20 protein-coding genes and 1 riboswitch are annotated in these 19,895 nt (G+C 64.8%); of the genes, 12 read left to right on the forward strand and 8 right to left on the reverse strand.

Translation table 11 applies throughout. From position 1 onward, the window contains the following. Positions 1-102: 102 nt before the first annotated feature. The 11 genes from U0S50_RS05360 to U0S50_RS05410 all read left to right on the forward strand — a co-directional run bounded on the left by U0S50_RS05360 (position 103) and on the right by U0S50_RS05410 (position 10,027). Positions 103-531: a hypothetical protein gene (locus U0S50_RS05360; protein ID WP_322307727.1), complete on the forward strand. Its 429-nt coding sequence runs from the start codon at positions 103-105 to the stop codon at positions 529-531. A gap of 289 nt (positions 532-820) precedes the next feature. Next, complete coding sequence (gene leuA / locus U0S50_RS05365) at positions 821-2,500, forward strand: 2-isopropylmalate synthase (protein WP_322307728.1); 1,680 nt, start codon at positions 821-823, stop codon at positions 2,498-2,500. A 503-nt stretch (positions 2,501-3,003) separates the two neighbouring features. Further along, positions 3,004-3,210, forward strand: a complete 207-nt coding sequence (locus U0S50_RS05370; RefSeq protein WP_322307729.1) for a cold-shock protein — start codon at positions 3,004-3,006, stop codon at positions 3,208-3,210. A gap of 3 nt (positions 3,211-3,213) precedes the next feature. Next, positions 3,214-3,471, forward strand: a complete 258-nt coding sequence (gene infA, locus U0S50_RS05375; protein WP_322307730.1) for a translation initiation factor IF-1 — start codon at positions 3,214-3,216, stop codon at positions 3,469-3,471. Between the two features lie 69 nt (positions 3,472-3,540). Next, a complete protein-coding gene (locus tag U0S50_RS05380) occupies positions 3,541-3,693 on the forward strand; it encodes a hypothetical protein (protein ID WP_322307731.1) in 153 nt (50 codons plus the stop codon). A 22-nt stretch (positions 3,694-3,715) separates the two neighbouring features. Then, the gene (locus tag U0S50_RS05385) at positions 3,716-3,934 is read left to right on the forward strand and encodes a hypothetical protein (protein ID WP_322307732.1); all 219 of its coding nucleotides are present in this window, start codon (positions 3,716-3,718) and stop codon (positions 3,932-3,934) included. A 100-nt stretch (positions 3,935-4,034) separates the two neighbouring features. Continuing rightward, positions 4,035-5,258 carry a hypothetical protein gene (locus tag U0S50_RS05390; RefSeq protein WP_322307733.1) on the forward strand — a complete coding sequence of 408 codons (1,224 nt, stop codon included), beginning with the start codon at positions 4,035-4,037 and terminating at the stop codon, positions 5,256-5,258. A 129-nt stretch (positions 5,259-5,387) separates the two neighbouring features. Next, positions 5,388-5,610: riboswitch (cobalamin riboswitch) on the forward strand. A 113-nt stretch (positions 5,611-5,723) separates the two neighbouring features. After that, entirely contained in the window at positions 5,724-8,048 is a 2,325-nt protein-coding gene (gene metE / locus U0S50_RS05395) for a 5-methyltetrahydropteroyltriglutamate--homocysteine S-methyltransferase (RefSeq protein ID WP_322307734.1), read from the forward strand. Further along, positions 8,038-8,442, forward strand: coding sequence for an acyl-CoA thioesterase (locus U0S50_RS05400; protein ID WP_322307735.1), 405 nt, complete (start codon positions 8,038-8,040; stop codon positions 8,440-8,442). Before metE ends, U0S50_RS05400 begins: the two co-directional genes overlap by 11 nt. 129 nt (positions 8,443-8,571) lie before the next feature. Beyond that, positions 8,572-8,991, forward strand: a complete 420-nt coding sequence (locus tag U0S50_RS05405) for a VOC family protein (RefSeq protein WP_322307736.1) — start codon at positions 8,572-8,574, stop codon at positions 8,989-8,991. 64 nt (positions 8,992-9,055) lie between these two features. Beyond that, positions 9,056-10,027: a nitronate monooxygenase family protein gene (locus U0S50_RS05410; RefSeq protein ID WP_322307737.1), complete on the forward strand. Its 972-nt coding sequence runs from the start codon at positions 9,056-9,058 to the stop codon at positions 10,025-10,027. 54 nt (positions 10,028-10,081) lie between these two features. On the opposite strand, the gene U0S50_RS05415 is transcribed toward U0S50_RS05410, so the two are convergent. The 8 genes from U0S50_RS05415 to ccmC are packed head-to-tail and all read right to left on the reverse strand — an operon-like array spanning position 10,082 to position 17,001. Beyond that, complete coding sequence (locus U0S50_RS05415) at positions 10,082-12,043, reverse strand: potassium transporter Kup (RefSeq protein WP_322307738.1); 1,962 nt, start codon at positions 12,041-12,043, stop codon at positions 10,082-10,084. A 44-nt stretch (positions 12,044-12,087) separates the two neighbouring features. Further along, positions 12,088-12,738 carry a tetratricopeptide repeat protein gene (locus U0S50_RS05420; RefSeq protein WP_322307739.1) on the reverse strand — a complete coding sequence of 217 codons (651 nt, stop codon included), beginning with the start codon at positions 12,736-12,738 and terminating at the stop codon, positions 12,088-12,090. Then, complete coding sequence (locus U0S50_RS05425) at positions 12,735-13,181, reverse strand: cytochrome c-type biogenesis protein (protein ID WP_322307740.1); 447 nt, start codon at positions 13,179-13,181, stop codon at positions 12,735-12,737. The genes U0S50_RS05420 and U0S50_RS05425 overlap by 4 nt, the downstream gene beginning before the upstream one ends. Beyond that, a complete protein-coding gene (locus U0S50_RS05430; RefSeq protein ID WP_322307741.1) occupies positions 13,178-13,708 on the reverse strand; it encodes a DsbE family thiol:disulfide interchange protein in 531 nt (176 codons plus the stop codon). The genes U0S50_RS05425 and U0S50_RS05430 overlap by 4 nt, the downstream gene beginning before the upstream one ends. Continuing rightward, on the reverse strand, positions 13,705-15,675 hold the full coding sequence (locus U0S50_RS05435) for a heme lyase CcmF/NrfE family subunit (RefSeq protein ID WP_322307742.1): 1,971 nt from the start codon (positions 15,673-15,675) through the stop codon (positions 13,705-13,707). The genes U0S50_RS05430 and U0S50_RS05435 overlap by 4 nt, the downstream gene beginning before the upstream one ends. Then, complete coding sequence (ccmE, locus tag U0S50_RS05440) at positions 15,672-16,112, reverse strand: cytochrome c maturation protein CcmE (RefSeq protein WP_322307743.1); 441 nt, start codon at positions 16,110-16,112, stop codon at positions 15,672-15,674. The genes U0S50_RS05435 and ccmE overlap by 4 nt, the downstream gene beginning before the upstream one ends. Then, positions 16,109-16,264 (reverse strand): hypothetical protein, encoded by a 156-nt coding sequence (locus U0S50_RS05445; RefSeq protein WP_322307744.1) that lies wholly within the window; start codon positions 16,262-16,264, stop codon positions 16,109-16,111. The genes ccmE and U0S50_RS05445 overlap by 4 nt, the downstream gene beginning before the upstream one ends. After that, the gene (gene ccmC / locus U0S50_RS05450) at positions 16,264-17,001 is read right to left on the reverse strand and encodes a heme ABC transporter permease CcmC (RefSeq protein WP_322307745.1); all 738 of its coding nucleotides are present in this window, start codon (positions 16,999-17,001) and stop codon (positions 16,264-16,266) included. The genes U0S50_RS05445 and ccmC overlap by 1 nt, the downstream gene beginning before the upstream one ends. Positions 17,002-17,256: 255 nt before the next feature. On the opposite strand from ccmC, the gene U0S50_RS05455 reads away from it, so the two are divergent. After that, positions 17,257-19,869, forward strand: coding sequence for a TonB-dependent receptor (locus tag U0S50_RS05455; protein ID WP_322307746.1), 2,613 nt, complete (start codon positions 17,257-17,259; stop codon positions 19,867-19,869). The last annotated feature ends 26 nt before the right edge of the window (positions 19,870-19,895 follow it).

A 19,895-nucleotide genomic window follows, 5' to 3' on the forward strand; every position in this document is an offset into this window, starting at 1 on the left:
AAAAAAAGTCCGCCACCCCGGCACCTCACCTCAATCTGTCACATGCGCTGGTTACGCCGATGCGCGGGGCCACCCCCCGGCCCCTTCGCAGGAGCGCCTGAGATGAGCGAACTGGTACGCGAAATTGTCGAGGTGAATGCCTATGTCGGCGGCGACGATGAAAGCCCGCTGCTGACCGTCGAGGTCGAGGGGCTCGCCCCCACCGCGGGATGGAGCCGGATCCGGCTCGAACCCCATGCCTATATCACCGCGCCCGATGACGGTGTGCAGGATTTCGATCTGGTCGGCGACCGCCCCGCCGATCCCGGTACGGCCGCGCTGACCGAGGTGGAGGCCGCCTGGGAAGGCCCCCTCGCCGATTGGCTGGTCGGGGTGCGCGTCCACGCCGTCGACAATCTGATCGAGGATGAGGTCTTCGAACCCTGGGACGAGGAAGACGGCGACGAGGAAGACGGCGACGACGGGGAACAGGATGGGGAAGCGGGCGACGACACCCCCGGCGAAACCGATACGCAAAGCGCGGCGGCCTGACCCGCGGCCATCGCTTTCCCTCCCCACCCTCTTCCGCCCCCTTTCCCCTCCCTGCCCCTGCGCCGGATCGCGACCCGCTTCGCGATCCGGCGACATTTTTGTGGCCCGCCCCTTGTCAAGCACGACATTTTTGGTCATGAGCGCGTCCATGCACATGCGCGGTCTTCTTCTTCTGCGACTTACACGCCCTTGGGCGTGACTTTCGGCCTGCGCGATGCGCGTCGGGCCACTCGCCCAAGGGACCGACGAGAAAACACCCGATTTCCCTAGCGCAGAAGAAACCGAAACCATGTCCATGCTCCGCAATCCCTCGGCCAAGTACCGACCCTTTCCGCAGGTCCCGCTCGACAATCGCGCGTGGCCCGGCCGCACCATCACCCAGGCGCCGATCTGGCTCTCGACCGACCTTCGCGACGGCAATCAGGCGCTGATCGACCCGATGGATGCGGAGAAAAAGACCCGCTTCTTCGACCTGCTCGTCAAATGCGGGCTGAAGGAGATAGAGGTCGGCTTTCCCGCGTCGGGCGCCACCGATTTCGACTATATCCAGAACCTCGTGCGTTCGGGCCGCATCCCCGACGATGTCACGCCGCAGGTGCTGACCCAGGCGCGCGCCGACCTCATCCGCACCAGCTTCGACAGCCTCGAAGGGGCGCGGACCGCGATCGTCCACCTCTATAATGCGGTCAGCCCGGCGTGGCGCCGCATCGTCTTCGGCATGGAAATGGCGGAGATCAAGGCGATCGCGATCGACGGCGCCAAACAGCTGCGCGACAATGCCGCGCGCCTGCCCGGCACCGACTGGCGTTTCGAATATAGCCCCGAAACCTTTTCGACCGCCGAACTCGATTTCAGCATCGAATGCTGCGCCGCGGTGATGGACATTCTCCAGCCGACCGCCGACAAACCGATCATCCTCAACCTGCCCGCGACGGTCGAGGCGGCGACGCCGAACATCTACGCCGACCAGATCGAATATTTCGCGCGGCATTTGCCGAACCGCGACGCCGCGATCATATCCCTGCACACCCACAACGACCGCGGCACCGGCGTCGCGGCGGCCGAGCTTGGCCTGCTCGCGGGCGCCGACCGGGTCGAGGGCTGCCTGTTCGGCAATGGCGAGCGCACCGGCAACACCTGCCTCGTCACCATCGCGCTCAACATGTACACGCAAGGGGTCGACCCCGGCCTCGACTTCTCGAATATCGACGAGGTCATCCAGACGGTCGAATATTGCAACAACATCCCCGTCCACCCGCGCCACCCCTATGGCGGCGAGCTCGTCTATACCGCCTTTTCGGGCAGCCATCAGGACGCGATCAAAAAGGGTTTCGCGGCGCGCGAACGCCAGAATGACGAACGCTGGGAGGTTCCCTACCTGCCCATCGACCCCGCCGATCTGGGGCGCAGCTATGAAGCGGTGATCCGCGTCAACAGCCAGTCGGGCAAGGGCGGCGTCGCCTGGGTGCTCGAACAGGACAAGGGGCTGAAACTGCCCAAGAAGATGCAGGCAAGCTTCAGCCACATCGTCCAGGCGCTCGCCGACGAAACCAGCCGCGAGCTCGGCGCCGAGGATATCTGGCAGGCGTTCGAGGGCGCCTATCTCGCCACCGCAGCCAAGCGTTTCCAGCTTGTCGACTGGTCCGAAACGCACGCCAAAGGATCGGGGGCGGGCACCGACCGCATCTTCGCGGGCAAGCTCACCATCGACGGCACGCCGCGCAGCGTCAGCGGCCGCGGCAACGGCCTGATGTCGAGCGTCATCGCGGCCTTGAGCGAAAGCGGCGGCCCGGTGATGGACATCGTCGATTATTCGGAGCACGCGATCGGCCACGGCAGCGACGCGCAGGCGGCCGCTTATGTCGAATGCCGCACGGCGGACGGCAAAAGCCTGTTCGGCTGCGGCCTCGACACCGACGTCGCGACCGCGAGCGTGCGGGCGATCCTGTCGGCCGCCAACGGCGCGTAGAAGTCAGCCCCTCCACCATTTCGTGGTCCTCCTCCCCATGCCTTCGGCACAGGAAGGATTTGAGTACGCCAATCCTCCCTGTCGCGTAGCGATGGGGAGGGGGATCGCACGCGCGGCGCGTGGTGAAGGGGCGATGGCGCACCCCGACCCCCTATCGCCCCGTCCATCACCGCCCCCCATCGCACCCTCATCGCGCGCCCATCCGCCGCCATCCGAAATCATATGGCCGGAAATCATATCGAACGCCGGAACGCCCGCAAAATCGGGGCCGCCATATCGGAACACATCGCCGTATAACGCCAGTTTATCGGCAGAATATCGGCGCCCCCGGGCGATTTGATTGACTTTCCGCCATTTTGCCCTATATGGAAAAATGCTCACGTCGCCTGCGACGGAAATTTGATGCCTCTGATTTTTTGCAGGCAGATTCTTCCCTTCACACGCTACCAGCTCCACCGGCACTGTTTGCCGGGGGATACCCTATTCCGTGAAAGGAAACTCCTATGCCCATCGGCACCGTCAAATTTTTCAGCCAGGACAAGGGCTATGGCTTCATCGAGAATGAAGATGGCTCGGGCGACAACTTCGTCCACATCACCGCGGTTCAGGCCGCCGGTATGGGCACGCTCGAGAAGGACCAGCGCGTCTCGTACGAGCTCGAAACCGGCCGGAACGGCAAGACCTCGGCAATCAATCTCCAGTCGGCCTGATATTTGGCCAAGGAAGAAGTGATGACCTTCGAAGGGCGGATCGACGAGGTCCTGCCCGACGGGCGCTTCGGCGTCCGGCTCGAAAACGGTCATCGCATCATCGCCTACACCGCTGGCCGGATGCGGCGTTTCCGCATCCGGTCGGTCGTCGGCGACGAGGTCCGCGTCGAAATGACGCCATATGACCTCACCAAGGGCCGCCTTGTCTATCGCGAACGCGGTGGCGGGCCGGCGACTTCCGGTCAGCGCAAGCGGCGCTGACCCGACCAACGGGACCGGCGCTTCGTGCGTCGGCCTCCCGCCATGAAACTTTCCATCAAGATAAAGATAATGACTATATTTCAGAATAATAACTCGATCTTTCCCGCCCTGCCCGCGCTCTCGCAGGCCGGCAAGGCGATCGCGGCGTCTTCGCGTCCGTGGCGCCGCCTGACGCTGTCGCGTCGCGAACTTCGGCGTCTTGTCGCCGACATGGTCGATTGACCGCAAACAAGGAACGATACGCATGTCGGCCAATCTGGACTTCTATCGCGCACAGGCCGAAAAATGCCGGAGCGACGCCGACGCCGCGATCCTGACCCAGGTCCGCGACCGCAACATGCGTGCGGCCGCCGCCTGGCAAGCCATGGCCGACAAGCTCGCCCGCGCCGAAATCGCACGCGCCGAACGCGCGGCCGACACCACGCCGGCCCACGACACGGCCAAACAGCCGCCGAAAAGCTGACCCACCCCGCCCGCGAACCACCCCCTGCGGCGACCCCCTTTCCTACATTTCACCCATATGGTTCATTCTATCGGTTCAACTTAACCGAAAGGACGAATCGATGGACGATGGCCTGTATGATCCCGCGCATATTCCGGCGCCGGGCAGCTATCATTGGACGCCGCGGCTTCAGCGACAGTTTCTGGAGGCTTTTGCCGCCACCGGGTCGGTCCGGAATTCGGCGGCGCGGGTCGGCATGTCGTCGTCGGCGGTCTATCAGCTCAAGCAGCGGGCGGAGGGGGCGGCGTTCCGGCTCGGCTGCGCCGCGGCGGTGCTGATCGCGCGCGGGCGGATCGCCGACGAACTGCTCGACCGCGCCATCAACGGTTTTGACGAAACCACCACCGTCTATCGCGACGAGGATCGCCGCTTCGTCAAGCGCCGCCGCCTCGACGCGCGGCTTGGCCTCGCGATGCTCGCGCGGCTCGACCGGATGGCGGACACCCCCGCGCCCCGCAAGGGCGCCCTGGTTGGCGAGGACGGGCTCGCGCAGTTGATCGCCGGCGACTGGCCGGCCTTTCTGTCGCTCTTCGACGCCGCAGAGGCCGCCCAGGGCGGCGCGGCCTTCGCTCCGGACGCAGCCCCCGAAACCGGCCATATGAGCGACAGCGCGAACGATGGCGCGAACGAAGACGCAAACGACGACACAAAGGACGGCGCCTTCACGCCCGCGACCGGCGCGGCGCGCGACGCCGCCGCCGGAATGCCCGCCGCCCTCGCCCTCTGGCTCGCGGCGCGCGACAACCGCGCCAACCCCATCGCGATGCTGTGGCGCGAAAGCGCGATCGCGAATGAAGTTGCGCAGATTTCCGCGGATTTTGACGATGCCGTCAACGGCCCGAACGCCGCCGAGGGCGTGCCTGCCTCCGCCCCCTCCCCCGAACGGGCGGCCGCCGCCATGAGCGTCTGGTACGATGGCGAACGCGACGAATGGCGCACCGACTTTCCCCCGCCCGCCGATTTCATCGGCGACGAAGAGGGCGAATTCGGCGATCCCGACTATGAACGCACCCTCGACCCGGCCGAGGAGGACGCCTGGGAAACGGTGCGCGAGCGCGAAAGCGCGCCCCTGCGCACTGCGGGAGAGGCCGCGCGCCGCGCCTGGTTCGGCCTTCCCGCCCCCGCGAACGACACCGAAGCGGCCGAGGCCGCCGGGGATGCGGGCACCACCGGGGATGCCGCCGTGCCCGGCCACGCGGCGGACAACGCGGCGGCACCGCCCCCTTGCGCCAACCCGCCCGCCGCCAATCCCCCCTGCCCCCATCCACGCAGCCGCGCGCTATAGGGCCGCGCGGCGCACTCAAAACCGCCCCTTGGCGGCCGCTCACCGCCCGCGACCCGAAGGCCACGCCCAGCCCGGAAAAGCGATATAAAGAATTCTTTATATCCATATTGACAAGGAGAATGCGCCCCCTATCCTAAAGATCGTCGAGGTTCTTCGCGTCGTTTCGGCGGCCGCGAAGCGAAGATGGGAAGCCGGTGCGCCCCTTTCGGGGGGCAAGGCCGGCGCTGCCCCCGCAACTGTAAGCGGAGAGTGGCGATCGCCATGTGTCACTGGTTCGGCAAGGAACCGGGAAGGCCAGATCGCCGCGCCTGATCCGCGAGCCAGGAGACCTGCCTCGTCAGATACGTCCTCCGGCGGGGTGCCCGGTCAGGCCGCATGCATGGCTGCGCCCGACCTTGCCTTGGGGGTGCGGATCACCGTGCCTGCTCGTCTGCCGGGCCCTTGTCCCAAGCAAGGTGCCAGAAAATGACTGTCAACGTTGCCACTCTCGGCTTCCCCCGCATCGGCCTTCGCCGCGAACTGAAATTCGCGCTTGAAAGCTATTGGGCGGGCAAATCCACCCTCGCCGACCTCGATGCCGCCGCATCGGGGCTGCGGGTCGCCCATTGGGCCCGGCAAAAGGCGCTGGGCGCCGACATATTGCCGTCGAACGATTTCTCGCTCTACGACCATGTGCTCGACACCAGTGCGCTGATCGGCGCGGTCCCGGCGCGCTACGACTGGGACGGCGAAACGGTCGATGCCGGCACCTATTTCGCCATGGCGCGCGGCACCCAGGGGCACCCCGGCGGCGGCGACGCGGGCCATGCCGGCTGCGGCCACAGCCACGACACCACCGCACAGGAAATGACCAAATGGTTCGACACCAACTATCATTTCATGGTCCCCGAACTGACCGCCGGACAGCGTTTCCGCATCGCCTCGACCAAGATTTTCGACGAGTTCGCAGAGGCAAAGGCGCTCGGCTATACCACCCGCCCGGTGCTGCTCGGCCCGGTCAGCTATCTGATGCTGGCCAAGGGCAAGGCGGTCGAGCCGCTGGCGCTGCTCCCCGACCTGCTCGACGTCTATGCCCAGATTCTGGCGCGGCTGGCAAAGGCGGGGGCTGATTGGGTGCAGATCGACGAACCCTGCCTCGCCCTCGACCTCGACGATGCCCAGCGCACCGCCTTTGAACGCGCCTATGCCCGCCTCGCGACCCGCGGGCCAAAGCTGATGCTCACCACCTATTTCGGCGGGCTCGGCGACAATCTCGACCTCGTCGCCACGCTGCCGGTCCACGGCCTCCACCTCGATCTCGTCCGCGCGCCCGACCAGCTCGAACCGGTGCTCGAACGGGTCCAGCCGCACGTCCTCTTGTCGCTCGGCGTCATCGACGGCCGCAACATCTGGCGCGCCAACCTGCCCGACCTTTACTGGCGGCTAAAGGAACATGCGGCGCGGCGCGATCTGGTCATCGCGCCCTCCTGCTCGCTGCTCCACGTCCCGGTCGACCTGGCGCTCGAAACCGGGCTCGACCCCGAAATCGCCCAGTGGCTGGCCTTTGCGGTGCAAAAGGTGGAGGAGCTGGCGGCGCTCGCCAAGGCGCTGAACGAAGGCGAAGACGCAAGCTTCGCCGCCTTTTCCGCCTCGCGCATCGCGGCGGTGGCGCGCCGGACCTCGGCGCGCATCCACGACGGCCAGGTGTCCGCCCGCCTCGCCGCGCTCGACGAAAGCGCTGCGCGCCGCGCCGCGCCCTTTGCCCAGCGCCGCACCGCGCAGCAACAGCGGCTTGGCCTGCCCGCCTATCCGACCACGACGATCGGCTCCTTCCCCCAGACGGCCGAGGTGCGAAAGGCGCGCGCCGCGCATATCCGGGGCGAAATCGACGCCGCCGCCTATGACCGCTATTTGCGCGTCGAAACCCGCGCCGCGGTCAAGTGGCAGGAAGACATCGGCCTCGACGTCCTTGTCCACGGCGAATTCGAACGCAACGACATGGTGCAATATTTCGGCGAACAGCTCGCCGGTTTTGCCTTCACCCGCGCGGGCTGGGTACAAAGCTATGGCTCGCGCTGCGTCCGCCCGCCGATCCTCTATGGCGATGTCTCGCGCCCCGCACCGATGACCGTCGGCTGGTGGCGCTATGCCCAGGACCAGACCGACCGGCCGATGAAGGGGATGCTCACCGGTCCCGTCACCATCCTCAACTGGTCCTTCGTCCGCGACGACCAGCCGCGCGCCGTCAGCTGCCGCCAGATCGCGCTCGCCATCCGCGACGAGGTGCTCGATCTCGAGGCGGCGGGCGCCGCGATCATCCAGATCGACGAAGCGGCGCTGCGCGAAGGCCTGCCGCTGCGCCGCGGCGAATGGCAGCATTATCTCGACTGGGCGGTCGAAAGCTTCCGCATCGCGGCATCGGGGGTGCGCGATGACACCCAGATCCACACCCATATGTGCTATTCGGAATTCAACGACATCATCCGGGCGATCGGCGACATGGACGCCGACGTCATCTCGATCGAAACCGCCCGCTCGCAGATGGAATTGCTCGACGCCTTTGCCACCTATGCCTATCCGAACGAGGTTGGCCCCGGCGTCTATGACATCCATTCGCCGCGCATTCCGGCGACGCAAGAAATGACCGACCTGCTGACGCTGGCGGGCCGCCATGTTCCGGCATCGCAAATCTGGGTGAACCCCGATTGCGGGCTCAAGACGCGCAAATGGGACGAGGTGCGCCCGGCGCTCGAGGCGATGGTCGCCGCCGCCCACGCCATGCGCGCCGTGGGGGGCCGTGATGTCCGATAACGCCGCCCAGCCGCTCGGCCAGCCCGCCGTCCGCGTCACCGCCATGCCCGCCAACGCCAATGTCTATGGCGATATCTTCGGCGGCTGGCTGATGGCGCAGATGGATCTGGCCGCCTCCTCGGTCGCCTCGCTCCATGCCCGCGGCCGCGCCGTGACGATCTCGGTGGAGGGCATGTCCTTCCACCGTCCGGTCTTCGTCGGCGACGAACTGTCGGTCTATGGCCGGCTCGTCCGGGTCGGCCGCACCTCGATGCATGTCGAGGTCGAAACCTGGGCGCGCGACCGCCATTCGGACGCGGCGCATCAGGTGACGCAGGCGACCTTCATCTTCGTTGCCGTCGGCCCCGACCGCCGTCCGCGCCCCGTGCCGCCGCTTTTGGAACAGGGGGACTGATCATGCCGCCCCGGCCCTTTCGGCGCCGCCATGGCCGCCCGGACATGGCCGCACTTGCGGGGCCGGGGCACCGCATCTACCGCGATGGAAAGCCCTCTCCCTCTCCCCTCGTTCCAGGAGCATCCGATCATGACCACGCCCCCCTTCGCCCTCGGCGCTATCGACCATGTCGTGCTGCGCGTCGTCGATCTTGGCCGGATGCTGGACTTCTACCGCGACGTCCTCGGCTGCACGCTCGAGCGCGAACAGACCGATATCGGGCTGTTTCAGCTTCGCGCTGGCCGGTCGCTGATCGACCTGGTGACGATCGACGGCAAACTCGGCGCGGCGGGCGGCGCGGCGCCGGGGAACGAGGGGCGCAATCTCGATCATTTCGCGCTTTCGGTCGCCCCCTTCGATGCCGCGGCAATCCGCGACCATCTTGCCCGCCACGGCGTCGCGGTCGAGGATGCGGGCACCCGCTACGGCGCCGATGGCGACGGTCCGTCGATCTACATTCGCGATCCCGAAGCCAATGTCGTCGAACTGAAGGGGCCCGCCCTTGGCTGATCGGCCTTGCACAAGCTTCCGCTTACGTTAAGGTCAGTTTCAAACCGCAACCGGAGAGTGATTCATGGCCCTTCCCCCGATTTTCGACCGTCTGCGCCTGCCGGTCATCGGCTCGCCCCTGTTCATCGTGTCGGGCCCCGAACTCGTCATCGCGCAGTGCAAGGCGGGGATCGTCGGCAGTTTTCCGGCGCTCAACGCGCGGCCGCAGTCGATGCTCGACGAATGGCTGCACCAGATTACCGAGGAACTGGCGGCGTGGGACCGCGCCAATCCGGACAAGCCCGCGGCCCCCTTTGCCGTCAATCAGATCGTCCACCGCTCGAACGACCGGCTCGAACAGGACATCGCGACCTGTGAAAAGTGGAAGGTGCCGATCACCATCACCTCGCTCGGCGCGCGGGAAGAACTCAACCAGGCCGTGCACAATTGGGGCGGCATCACCTTCCACGACATCATCGACGACCGTTTCGCGCGCAAGGCGGTGGAAAAAGGCGCCGACGGGCTGATCCCGGTCGCGGCGGGGGCCGGCGGCCACGCCGGGGTCCAGTCGCCCTTCGCGCTGGTCCAGGAAATCCGCGAATGGTTCGACGGGCCGATCGCGCTGTCGGGGGCCATCGCGCACGGCCGCTCGATCCTCGCCGCCCAGGCCTGCGGCGCCGACCTCGCCTATATCGGCAGCGCCTTCATCGCCTGCGACGAAGCCAATGCCGACCGCGGCTACAAGGACGGCATCGTCGAAGGGCGCGCTGGCGACATCGTCTATTCGGACCTGTTCACCGGGGTCAGCGGCAATTACCTGCGCGCCTCGATCGTCAACGCCGGGCTCGACCCCGACAATCTGCCCAAGGGCGATCTGAAAACGATGAACTTCGGTTCGGGCGGCAACACCAAGGCCAAGGCGTGGAAGGACATCTGGGGTTCGGGCCAGGGCATCGGATCGGTGCGCTCGGTCGGCCCGGTCGCCGATTTCGTCGCCCAGCTGACCCGCGAATATCGCGATGCCTATCAGGCACTCCAGGCGAAATATATCGCCTGACGCCGCGCTGCGGGTTCCGGGGAGCACGGCTCCCCGGAACCCGCCGGATCGCGATCAAATCGCGACCTGGCTACCCAGTTCAACCACCCGGTTGGTCGGCAGACGGAAATACTCCATCGCGCTTTCCGAATTGCGCAGCATCCAGGCGAACAGCTTCTCGCGCCAGATCGGCATCTGCGGCTTCTTCGCGGCGATCAGTGTCTGGCGCGACAGGAAGAAACTGGTTTCCAGCATCTTGAACTCGCCGCCACAGCTCGTCACCCGCTGCAGCGCCGCGGGCACGTCCACCGGCTGCATGAAGCCGTAATGCAGCACCAACCGATGGAAACCCTTGCCCAGATCCTCCAGCGCACAATGGTTTTCTTCGCGAACGAACGGGACGTCGGCGACCTTGATGGTCAGCAGGATGATGCGCTCGTGCAGCACCTTGTTGTGCTTCAGATTGTGGAGCAGCGCATGGGGCACGCCGTCGCTGCTCGACGTCATGAACACCGCCGTGCCGGGCACCCGCGTTGCACTGTTCGCCGCGGAATTGACGAAGATCGGGATCGGCATCGCCCCTTCCGCCATTTCCTGCTGCATCAGCTTGCGGCCCCGCGACCAGGTGGTCAGCATCGTAAAGATCGTCAGACCGATCGCCAGCGGCACCCAGCCGCCATCGGGCACCTTGATCAGATTGGCGCCGAAATAGGCGATATCGACGATGAAGAAGACCGCCAGAACCGGCAAAGCCTTCCACGCCGGCCATTTCCACAGCGTAAACAGCACGACGCTCATCAAACAGGTGTCGATGAACATCGCCCCCGTCACTGCAATGCCATAGGCGGCGGCCAGGTTGCTCGACGAACCAAAGAACAGGACGAGGATGATCACCATCGTCATCAGGAACCAGTTGACGACGGGAATATAGATCTGACCCGCCGCCGACGCGCTGGTGTGCTCGACGCGCAGACGCGGAATGAAGCCCAGCTGAATCGCCTGCTGCGTCAGCGAAAAGGCGCCGGAGATCACCGCCTGGCTGGCGATGATCGTCGCCAGCAGCGCCAGGATCACGACCGGAATGCGCCACGCATCGGGCATCATCTGGAAAAAGGGATCGGCGATCAGATCGGCGCGCGGTCCGGCTTCCGCCGCCAGCACCATCGCGCCCTGCCCCATATAATTGAGCATCAGCGCAGGCAGGACAAAGGCCAGCCAGCTGATCCCGATCGGCCCACGTCCGAAATGCCCCATATCGGCATAAAGGGCCTCGGCCCCCGTGACCGCAAGCACCACGGCGCCGAGCGCGATAAAGGCGGTAAAGCCGTCCATGTAGAAGAAGCGAAGCGCATTCACCGGATTGATCGTCTCGACGATGATCCAGGGATTGTCGCTGATGTGCATGATGCCGAGCGTCGCGAGCATCAGGAAATAACAAAGCATGATCGGCCCGAACAGGGCGCCGACCTTTGACGTCCCGCGCGACTGGATCGCGAACAGCCCGATCAGAATCGCCAGCGCTATCGGCACGATATAGGGCGAAAACCCTTCATTGACGTAGCTCAGCCCCTCGGTCGCCGACAGCACCGACATGGCCGGCGTGATCATGCTGTCGCCATAGAAAAGTGCCGTGGCAAAGACGCCCAGAAGGACGATCGGCCAGGTCCAGCGCGCTTCGCCCGACTGACGGTTGATCAGCGCGAGCAGCGCCAGGCTGCCGCCCTCCCCCTTGTTGTCGGCGCGCATGATCGTCATCACATATTTGAAGGTGACGACCAGCATCATCGACCAGAAAACCAGGCTCAACACGCCATAGATGTGAAGCCGGTCGGGTTCGATCGGATGATGCCCGGCGAATGTCTCGCGGAAAGCATAAAGGGGGCTCGTCCCGATGTCGCCGAACACGACACCGACGGCGCCCACGGCAAGCTTCAGCTTGCCGTCTCCATGGTGGCCATGGCCATGATGGCCGGTTTGGGCAGCCCCCGCGGCAACGCTCGTCACGTCGCCCGCCGCCTGTTGCGACTCAGCAGTCATCGCGCGCCTTTAGACCAGCCCGTGTCGGAGGAACAGCACCCAATTCAGGGCTCCTTTGGCGCCTCTGCAGAAAGCTGCGGCCCCAGGGCCTGCCGAAGCTGGGCCAGCCGCATTTCCAGATCGCCCCGCCACGGGGCGTCGGCGGGTGAGCGTGCCAGCAATTCGCTCCATACGGCTTCCGCGCCTTTAAGATCGCCGCCCTGCGCCAGCGCGAGCCCCGCAAAAAAGGGCGGAGCGGGATGCGCCGGATCGCGCTTTGCTGCCTCGTCGAACGCCAGCGCCGCGGCGGGCGACATTGCGCCGCCGCCATGCGCGACCAGTGCATTGCCAAGCCCGACCCACAGGTCGACATTATCGGGATATTTCTCGAGTCCCTTCTCCAGCGTCTGCGCCGCCAGTTCGGTCTTGCCGGTGCGCATGAAGCCATCCGACATGCCGAGCCACTGCGCAGCCGGGCCGAAGCGTTCGGCCATCCCCTGCCGCTGATCGGCAATCGCCTCGCCGAAACCCTCCGGCTCTTCGGGCGCGGCGATGGGTTTTCCGGGCAAAGACGGGCTACCCTGCAAGGCATAGCCCGCAAGGCCCAGCATGATCGCCGCCCCGGCAAGCGGACGCGCCGCCGCAGGCAATCTGCCCAGCCAGAACAGGCCGCCGATCGTCAGCAACGCAGCCAGCATCACCCACAGCCAGGTCATGCCGCGCCTCCTTCGCCCGCGTCGTTCGCGGCATCCGGTTCGCGCCGAAAGCGCCCGAAAGCGAGCCAGCCCCCTACCGCCAGAAAGATCAACGGCCCGAACCACAGAAGCGCCGTCGCGGCGTCAAAAGGCGGGTCATACGTCACCCAATTGCCGTAACGCGCGACCAGCCATTTGCGGATTTCATCCGGGCTTTCGCCGGCGGCAAGCTTGCTGCGCACCTCGTGCCGCATGTCACCGGCCAGCGGCGCGTCGCTGTCCGCAATCGACTGACCCTGACAGACGAGGCAGCGCAATGTTTCCATCAGCTCCTTCGCCTCGGCCTCTTTCGCCGGATCGCGAAGCTGTTGATAGGCATAGGGCGCGGGCGGCAAACGATCCTGCGCGGCCAAAGGCACGGCAAATATCGCCACAAGCGGCAGGACCAGCAACTGCGCCTTCACTTCATCGCCTCCAGCTTCGCGACGATTTCGGGCACTTGCTCGGCCAGGATCACCCCTTGAATCTGTTCGCGGATGATGCCCTTGCCATCGATCAGAAAGGTTTCGGGAACCCCCGATGATCCCAGCGCGATCTGGACGCTGCTTTGCATATCGGCGCCGATGCGATCGAACGGGTTGCCATATTCGCGAAGGAACATGGCGACATCCTCCGGCCGGTCGCGGATCGCGATGCCGTCGATCGGCACCCCCGCTGCCTTCAACGCTTCCAACTGAGGCGCCTCGGCGCGGCACGGAATGCACCAGCTCGCAAAGACATTGACCAACCGCGGCTTGCCGTCGGCAAGCTGGCTGCTCTTCAGCCCCGCGACCCCTTCGGTGGCGGGTGGCAGGTCGAACAGCGGCATCGGCTTGTTGATCCACTGCGACTGGATCAGCGTCTCGGCCGGGGTCGTCAGGCGATAGATGAAGGCGCCAAACAGCAACCCCATGATCGCCAGCGGCACGAAAAGAACCCAGCGATTTTTCATGGCGCGAAACGCTCCTCTGCCTTGCGGGCGCGGCGCGCACGCCAGATCGTCAGCAACTGCGCGCGGCCCAGCATCGCCAGCGCGGCGCCCAGCGCGATCAGACCGCCGCCCAGCCATATCCACCACACCAGCGGCTTCCACCACAAGCGCAGCTGATATCGATCCGCCGCGCCATCGGCGCCGGGCACCGGTTGGCCGATCACCGCATACAGCTGGCCGCCGGGCCGGGTCAGCAGCGCCGCTTCGTTGGTTTCGGTCGGCGCGCTGCCCATCAACCCAGGGAACATGCGCGATTCGGGCTTCATCGTGAAACTGGCGCCGCTCGCCGCCGTGACGGTCAGCGTCGCTTCCAGTGCGGTATAATTGGGGCCAGCCACGGGCCGAACGCCGTCGAACTTCACGCTATAATCGGCGATCTTCACGACTTCACCGGGAGCCGCGGCAACGAGCCTTTCCTTGATGAAGGCGCTCTCCGCACCCATCCCCGCCAGCGTCACGGCCACGCCGAAATGGGCAATAACCATGCCCCACGTCGGCAGCGGCGTGCGGCGCAGATTGCGGCCCCACAGCGGCGCCAGGCTTGCAACCCCGACGACCCCAGCGACGGTCATGCCGAGCAGCGGCAACAGCCCGACCTTGCCGCCGAACAGCACGAGCCCGAACAGCACGCCCCCTCCGGCAAGGAGCGCCAGGGGCAATCGCGCCCACAGTTTGCGGCCGTCATCCTTGCGCCACGACAACAGCGGCCCCGCGACCATGACAAGACACAGGATCAACGCGAGCGGTCCCGCAACGCGGTTATAATATGGCGGCCCGACCGAGATTTTTTCTCCCATCGCCTCGGCAACGATCGGATAAAGGGTACCGAGCAGGACGAGCGCGAGGATGGTCGTCAGCAACAGATTGTTGATGACCAGCGACCCTTCGCGGCTCAACAGCGCAAATTTCTTCCCCTCGGCAACTGCACCGGCGCGAATGGCGAACAGGGTCAGCGCCCCGCCGATATAGATCGCCATCAGCACGAGCAGGAATGTTCCGCGCTCGGGGTCGACCGCAAAGCTGTGAACGCTGGTCAGCAGACCCGACCGGACGATGAAAGTGCCGACCATCGACATCGAAAAGCCGACGACAGCCAGCATCACCGTCCAGGCCCGCAGCGCATTGCGCGTCGCCGTGACCGCCACCGAATGGAGCAGTGCCGCACCCGCGAGCCAGGGGACAAGCGACACATTCTCGACGGGGTCCCAGAACCACCAGCCGCCCCAGCCCAGCTCATAATAGGCCCAATAGCTGCCCGCCGTGATGCCGATCGTCAGGAAGATCCAGCTTCCCAGCACCCACGGCCGCATCGCGCGGGCAAAGGCGGGACCGATTTCGCGGGTGATCAGCGCGCCGACGGCAAAGCTGAACGCAACCGACAGGCCGACATAGCCGACGTAAAGCGTTGGCGGGTGAAAGGCGAGCCCGATGTCTTGCAGCAACGGGTTGAGCCCCTGCCCATCGGGCGGTGCTATCGGCAAGCGGTTGAATGGGTTTGACGAGAACAGCAGAAAGGCAAAAAAGCCAAGGCTGAGCGCCGCCTGTGCGGCCAGCGTCGCGATCAGCGTGTCTTCGCGCAGCCGCTTTTCGAACAGCGCGATCAATGCCCCCGACAGCGACAGGATGGTCAGCCACAACAGCATCGAGCCTTCGTGGTTGCCCCACGCGCCCGCCACCTTGAACAACATCGGCTTCAGACTGTGGCTGTTGCGCGCCACCAGTTCGACCGACATGTCGGATCGCACGAACAGTGCGATCAACAGGGCAAAGGCGGTCGCGGTCAGCACGCCCTGCGTGACGCTCGCCGGACGGACCAGCGCTGCCAGATCCCGTTGTCCGCCGCGCAGGAAAATGACCCCCGCGACCAGCGACAGGCACGCCAGCGCCGCCGCGATCCACAGGAGAGCGAGCCCCAGTTCTGCGATCATGTGTTGGGGGCCGCCTTCACGACGCCTTGGGGCATGTCGCCCATCTGCGGCGGCATATAGCGTTCGTCGTGCTTGGCCAGGATGCGGTCGGCGACGAAGGTGCCGTCCCCGCGCATCCGGCCGTCAGCGACCATGCCCGAATTTTCGGCGAACAGGTCTGGTACGATCCCGGTGAACTCCACCGGGACCGATGCCTTGCCGTCGGTCGCGACAAAACGGATTGTCACGCCGTCGCTCAATTTCTCGATGCTGCCCGCGGCGACCATACCGCCCAGCCGCATCGCTTCGCCGGTTGTCGCCTGGCCTGCCTTCACCTCGGCCGGTGTCCGAAAATAGGCCGCCTCGTCGCGCAGCGCGCTCGCCCCCAACACCCCCGCTCCGGCGATCCCCGCCACCGCGACCAGAGCCAGGATCAATCTTTGATGCTTCGCTTTCATCCGCGATTCCCGCGCAAAGTTTCGCTGCGCCGCTCGGCCTTCACCATCGCGCGCCAGCTATGCCACAACACCGCACCGGTCAGCAGCGCGGTCAACCCATAGGCTGCCGCGACATAGGCCCATTGGCCGCCCCCGCTTATGACCCCCGTCACTATTCGCTTCCTTCCTCGTCGGCCAGCCGGCGCAGCCGTGCCGTCACCCGATTGTCGGCGATGATCCGCCGCATTCGCATCAGAACGATCGCACCGAACAACATCGAAAAGCCGAGCAGCGTCAATCCCAACGGCCAAAGGAGGGTCGTATCGATTGACGATCCGCGCAGGGTGATGCTCGGCCCCTGGTGCAAGCTGTTCCACCAGACCACGCTGCGGTTGATGATCGGAATGTTGATCGCGCCGACCAGTGCATAAACGGCAGCACCGCGCGACAGCGATCCGCCCTGTCGCTGCGCATCGTCTCCATTGGTGAGCGCGATAAATCCAGCATAGAGGAACAGCAAGACCAGCATGGAGGTCATCCGTCCATCCCATTCCCACCAGGTTCCCCACGTCGGCTTGCCCCAGATCGAACCGGTGGCGAGGCACAGCGCGGTAAACAGCATTCCCGGCACCGCGATCGCGCGTGCCGCGACCCCCGCCAACGGATGGCGCCAGACCAATTGGGCGAGCCCCGCCACCGCGAGCGATGTCCAACCGCCCATCCCAAGCCAGGCCGCCGGAACATGGACGTATAGAATGCGGGCGGTTTCGCCTTGCTTATAGTCGCCGGGAACCAGCGTCAGTCCGGCCCAAGCCCCGCCCGCCAGCAACAACAGGCCAAGGCCCAGCAACCACGGCGTCAGCGGGCGGGCAATGTTGAGAAAACGTGTCGGATTCGCATAGGCATGCATCGCGCGCGCAGCCTTAGGCGAGCCCGCGCCTCTGGTCCAGCCCGTTGCACGAATGCGGCATCAGCAACAATGGTATCGATACCTCATAGATATTGGAATTATATTACTGCACAAGGAAAGTCATTGTGACTGAATTGCCACAATGAGCCAGAAAACGTAACATTTCGCCTGGCAAACGATCCTTTGATCTGGCCTCGACCACCCTTCGCATGAAAGCTCTGTGTGGGCGCAATCGCGAAGACAGGGAGAAATCATATGCGAGCATCACGCCATATCGGTTTGCTGGCCGTCACCACATCGCTTGCATCGGCAGGCTGGGCCGTCCCAGCCGCCGCGCAGGAAGGGGCCGACGAAAATGTCGACAGCGCGACGATCATCGTCACCGGTACGCGCCGTTCAGATCGAACCGTTGCCGACAGCGCGGTTCCAATCGACGTCATTTCGGCGGACTCGCTTCAGAACAGCGGCACCACCGAAACCAACCGGCTGCTCAACAACCTCGTTCCTTCGTTCAATTTTCCGCAACCGTCCCTGACCGACGGCACCGACTCACTCCGTCCCGCCACGCTGCGCGGCCTCGCGCCCGATCAGGTGCTGGTGCTCGTCAATGGCAAGCGCCGGCACCTGTCGTCGCTGCTCAACCTCAATGGTTCGATCGGCCGCGGCTCGGCGGGTGTCGACATGAACACCATTCCGCCGATCGCCATCGACCGGATCGAGGTGCTGCGCGACGGCGCTTCGTCGCAATATGGCTCCGACGCCATCGCCGGGGTGATCAACATCCAGCTCAAGAAGCGCGAAGGCGGCCGCGCGCAGGTCAGCTACGGCAAATATATCACGACGATGCAGGATGTCGCCCAGGTCGCCAGCGTCGCGCCGACGCTAACCGCCAGCAGCAATGAAAATCCGGTCATCACCTTCACCGGCAAGGACCGCAAGCGCCGCGACGGCAGCACGCTGACCATGGCGACCAACATCGGCCTGCCGGTCGGCGACAGCGGCTATTTGAACTTGACCGCAGAATATAAGGATCGCTCGCCGACCAATCGTTCGGGCCCCGATCTGCGCCGCAACTATGCCGGTCTCGGCGATCCGCGCGAAACGACGTTCAACCGCTATGCGCATCGGTTCGGCGACGGCGAATCGCAGGACCTGAACTTCTTCTACAACGCAGGAATGGATGTCGGTGCCAGCTGGGAACTCTATAGCTTCGGCAGCTACGGCGTGCGCGATGCCAATGGCGCGGGCTTTTACCGCCGCGCCCTCGACTCGCGCAACGCCGATTGGGACAATGGTGGCCAGCCCATCTATCCCGACGGCTTCCTTCCGCTGATCACCAGTACCATCCGCGACATCGCCGTGGCGGGAGGGCTCCGTGGAGAAACCGGGGGCTGGAACCTCGACCTGTCGATCAATTATGGCTCGAACCAGCTCGATTATGGCGTCGAAAATAGCGTCAACACCTCGCTCGGTAGTCTCGGCAGTCCGCGCAAGTTCGATGCGGGCGGCCTGCGGTCCGGCCAAACCTCGGTCAACATCGATGTCCAACGCGATATCGACATTGGCATGGGCGATACCTCGCTGGCCTTTGGCGGCGAATGGCGCAACGAAAACTACAAGATCGTCGCCGGCGAGCCCGCAAGCTATATCGCCGGCCCCTACGCCTTTACGAACAATGCCGCACCGGGAGCACAGGTTTTCCCCGGCTTTTCTCCCACCACCGCGATCGACAAATCGCGCGACAGCTTCGCCGGCTATCTCGAACTCGATGCCGACCTCAGCGAGATGATCAATGTCCAGGCAGCGGGACGCTACGAGCATTTTTCGGACTTTGGCGACACGATCAACGGCAAGCTGGCCGCGCGCATCGAACCGGTCGAAGGTTTCGCACTGCGCGGTTCGGTCTCGACCGGCTTTCGAGCGCCGGGGATGGCGCAGCAGTATTTTTCGACAACATCGACGAATAATGTCGGCGGGACACTGATCGAAATCGGAACCTTCCCGGTCGGATCGCCGATTGCTGTCGCTTTGGGCGCGCAACCGCTCAAACCTGAAAAATCGCTCAATTTCGGCGGAGGCATCACCTTTAACATGGTCGACGGCCTCAGCCTGACGGTCGATTACTACCGCATCAAGATCAAGGACCGCATCACGCTCACGGAAAATCTGCAAGGCGCAGATGTTCGTGCGATCCTGCAAGCGGCACAGGTGCAGGGCACGTCGGCGCGCTTCTTCATCAATGGCATCGACACGCGCACCCAGGGGCTCGACGTCGTCGGCAGCTATCGCGTACCCGACTTCGGCCTCGGCACGTTACGGCTGAACTTCGGCTACAATATCAACGACACCAAGATTACCGACCGGCGTATCTTCTCGGCGTTCACAGCCCAGCGACTGTTCGCGCGGCAGGAATCCTTCCGTCTGACCGACGGACAGCCCAGCAACAAGTTCAACGCCGGGCTGACATGGGATATTGGCGCATTCGGCATGACGCTCAACGCCAATCGCTATGGCAGCGTGTTCCTGCCCGACGGCGTCACCGCCACGGCAGCAAACGGAGAAGCTGTGACAACCGACAATCCGGCGATCCGCGACGATATCCGGATCGCCAAGGGCGACGCCCCCGGTGACATCACCCTGTCACCCAAATGGGTCGTCGACCTAGAGGTGCGGTTCAAACCGACAGAGCTCATTGAAATCGCGGCCGGGGCGAACAATTTGCTCGACGAATATCCGGATCGCTTGCCCTTCGGCACCGTCAATGGGGTGAACTTCGGCTTGAACAACAGCTTCCTGCCCTATTCGTCGCAATCGCCCTTCGGTTTCAGCGGTCGCTTCGTTTATGGGCGCGTATCGGTCAATTTCTGATCACAAACCGCATCGGAAATGGGTGC

The sequence above is a fragment of the Sphingopyxis sp. genome, assembly GCF_034380315.1.
GTDB lineage: Bacteria > Pseudomonadota > Alphaproteobacteria > Sphingomonadales > Sphingomonadaceae > Sphingopyxis.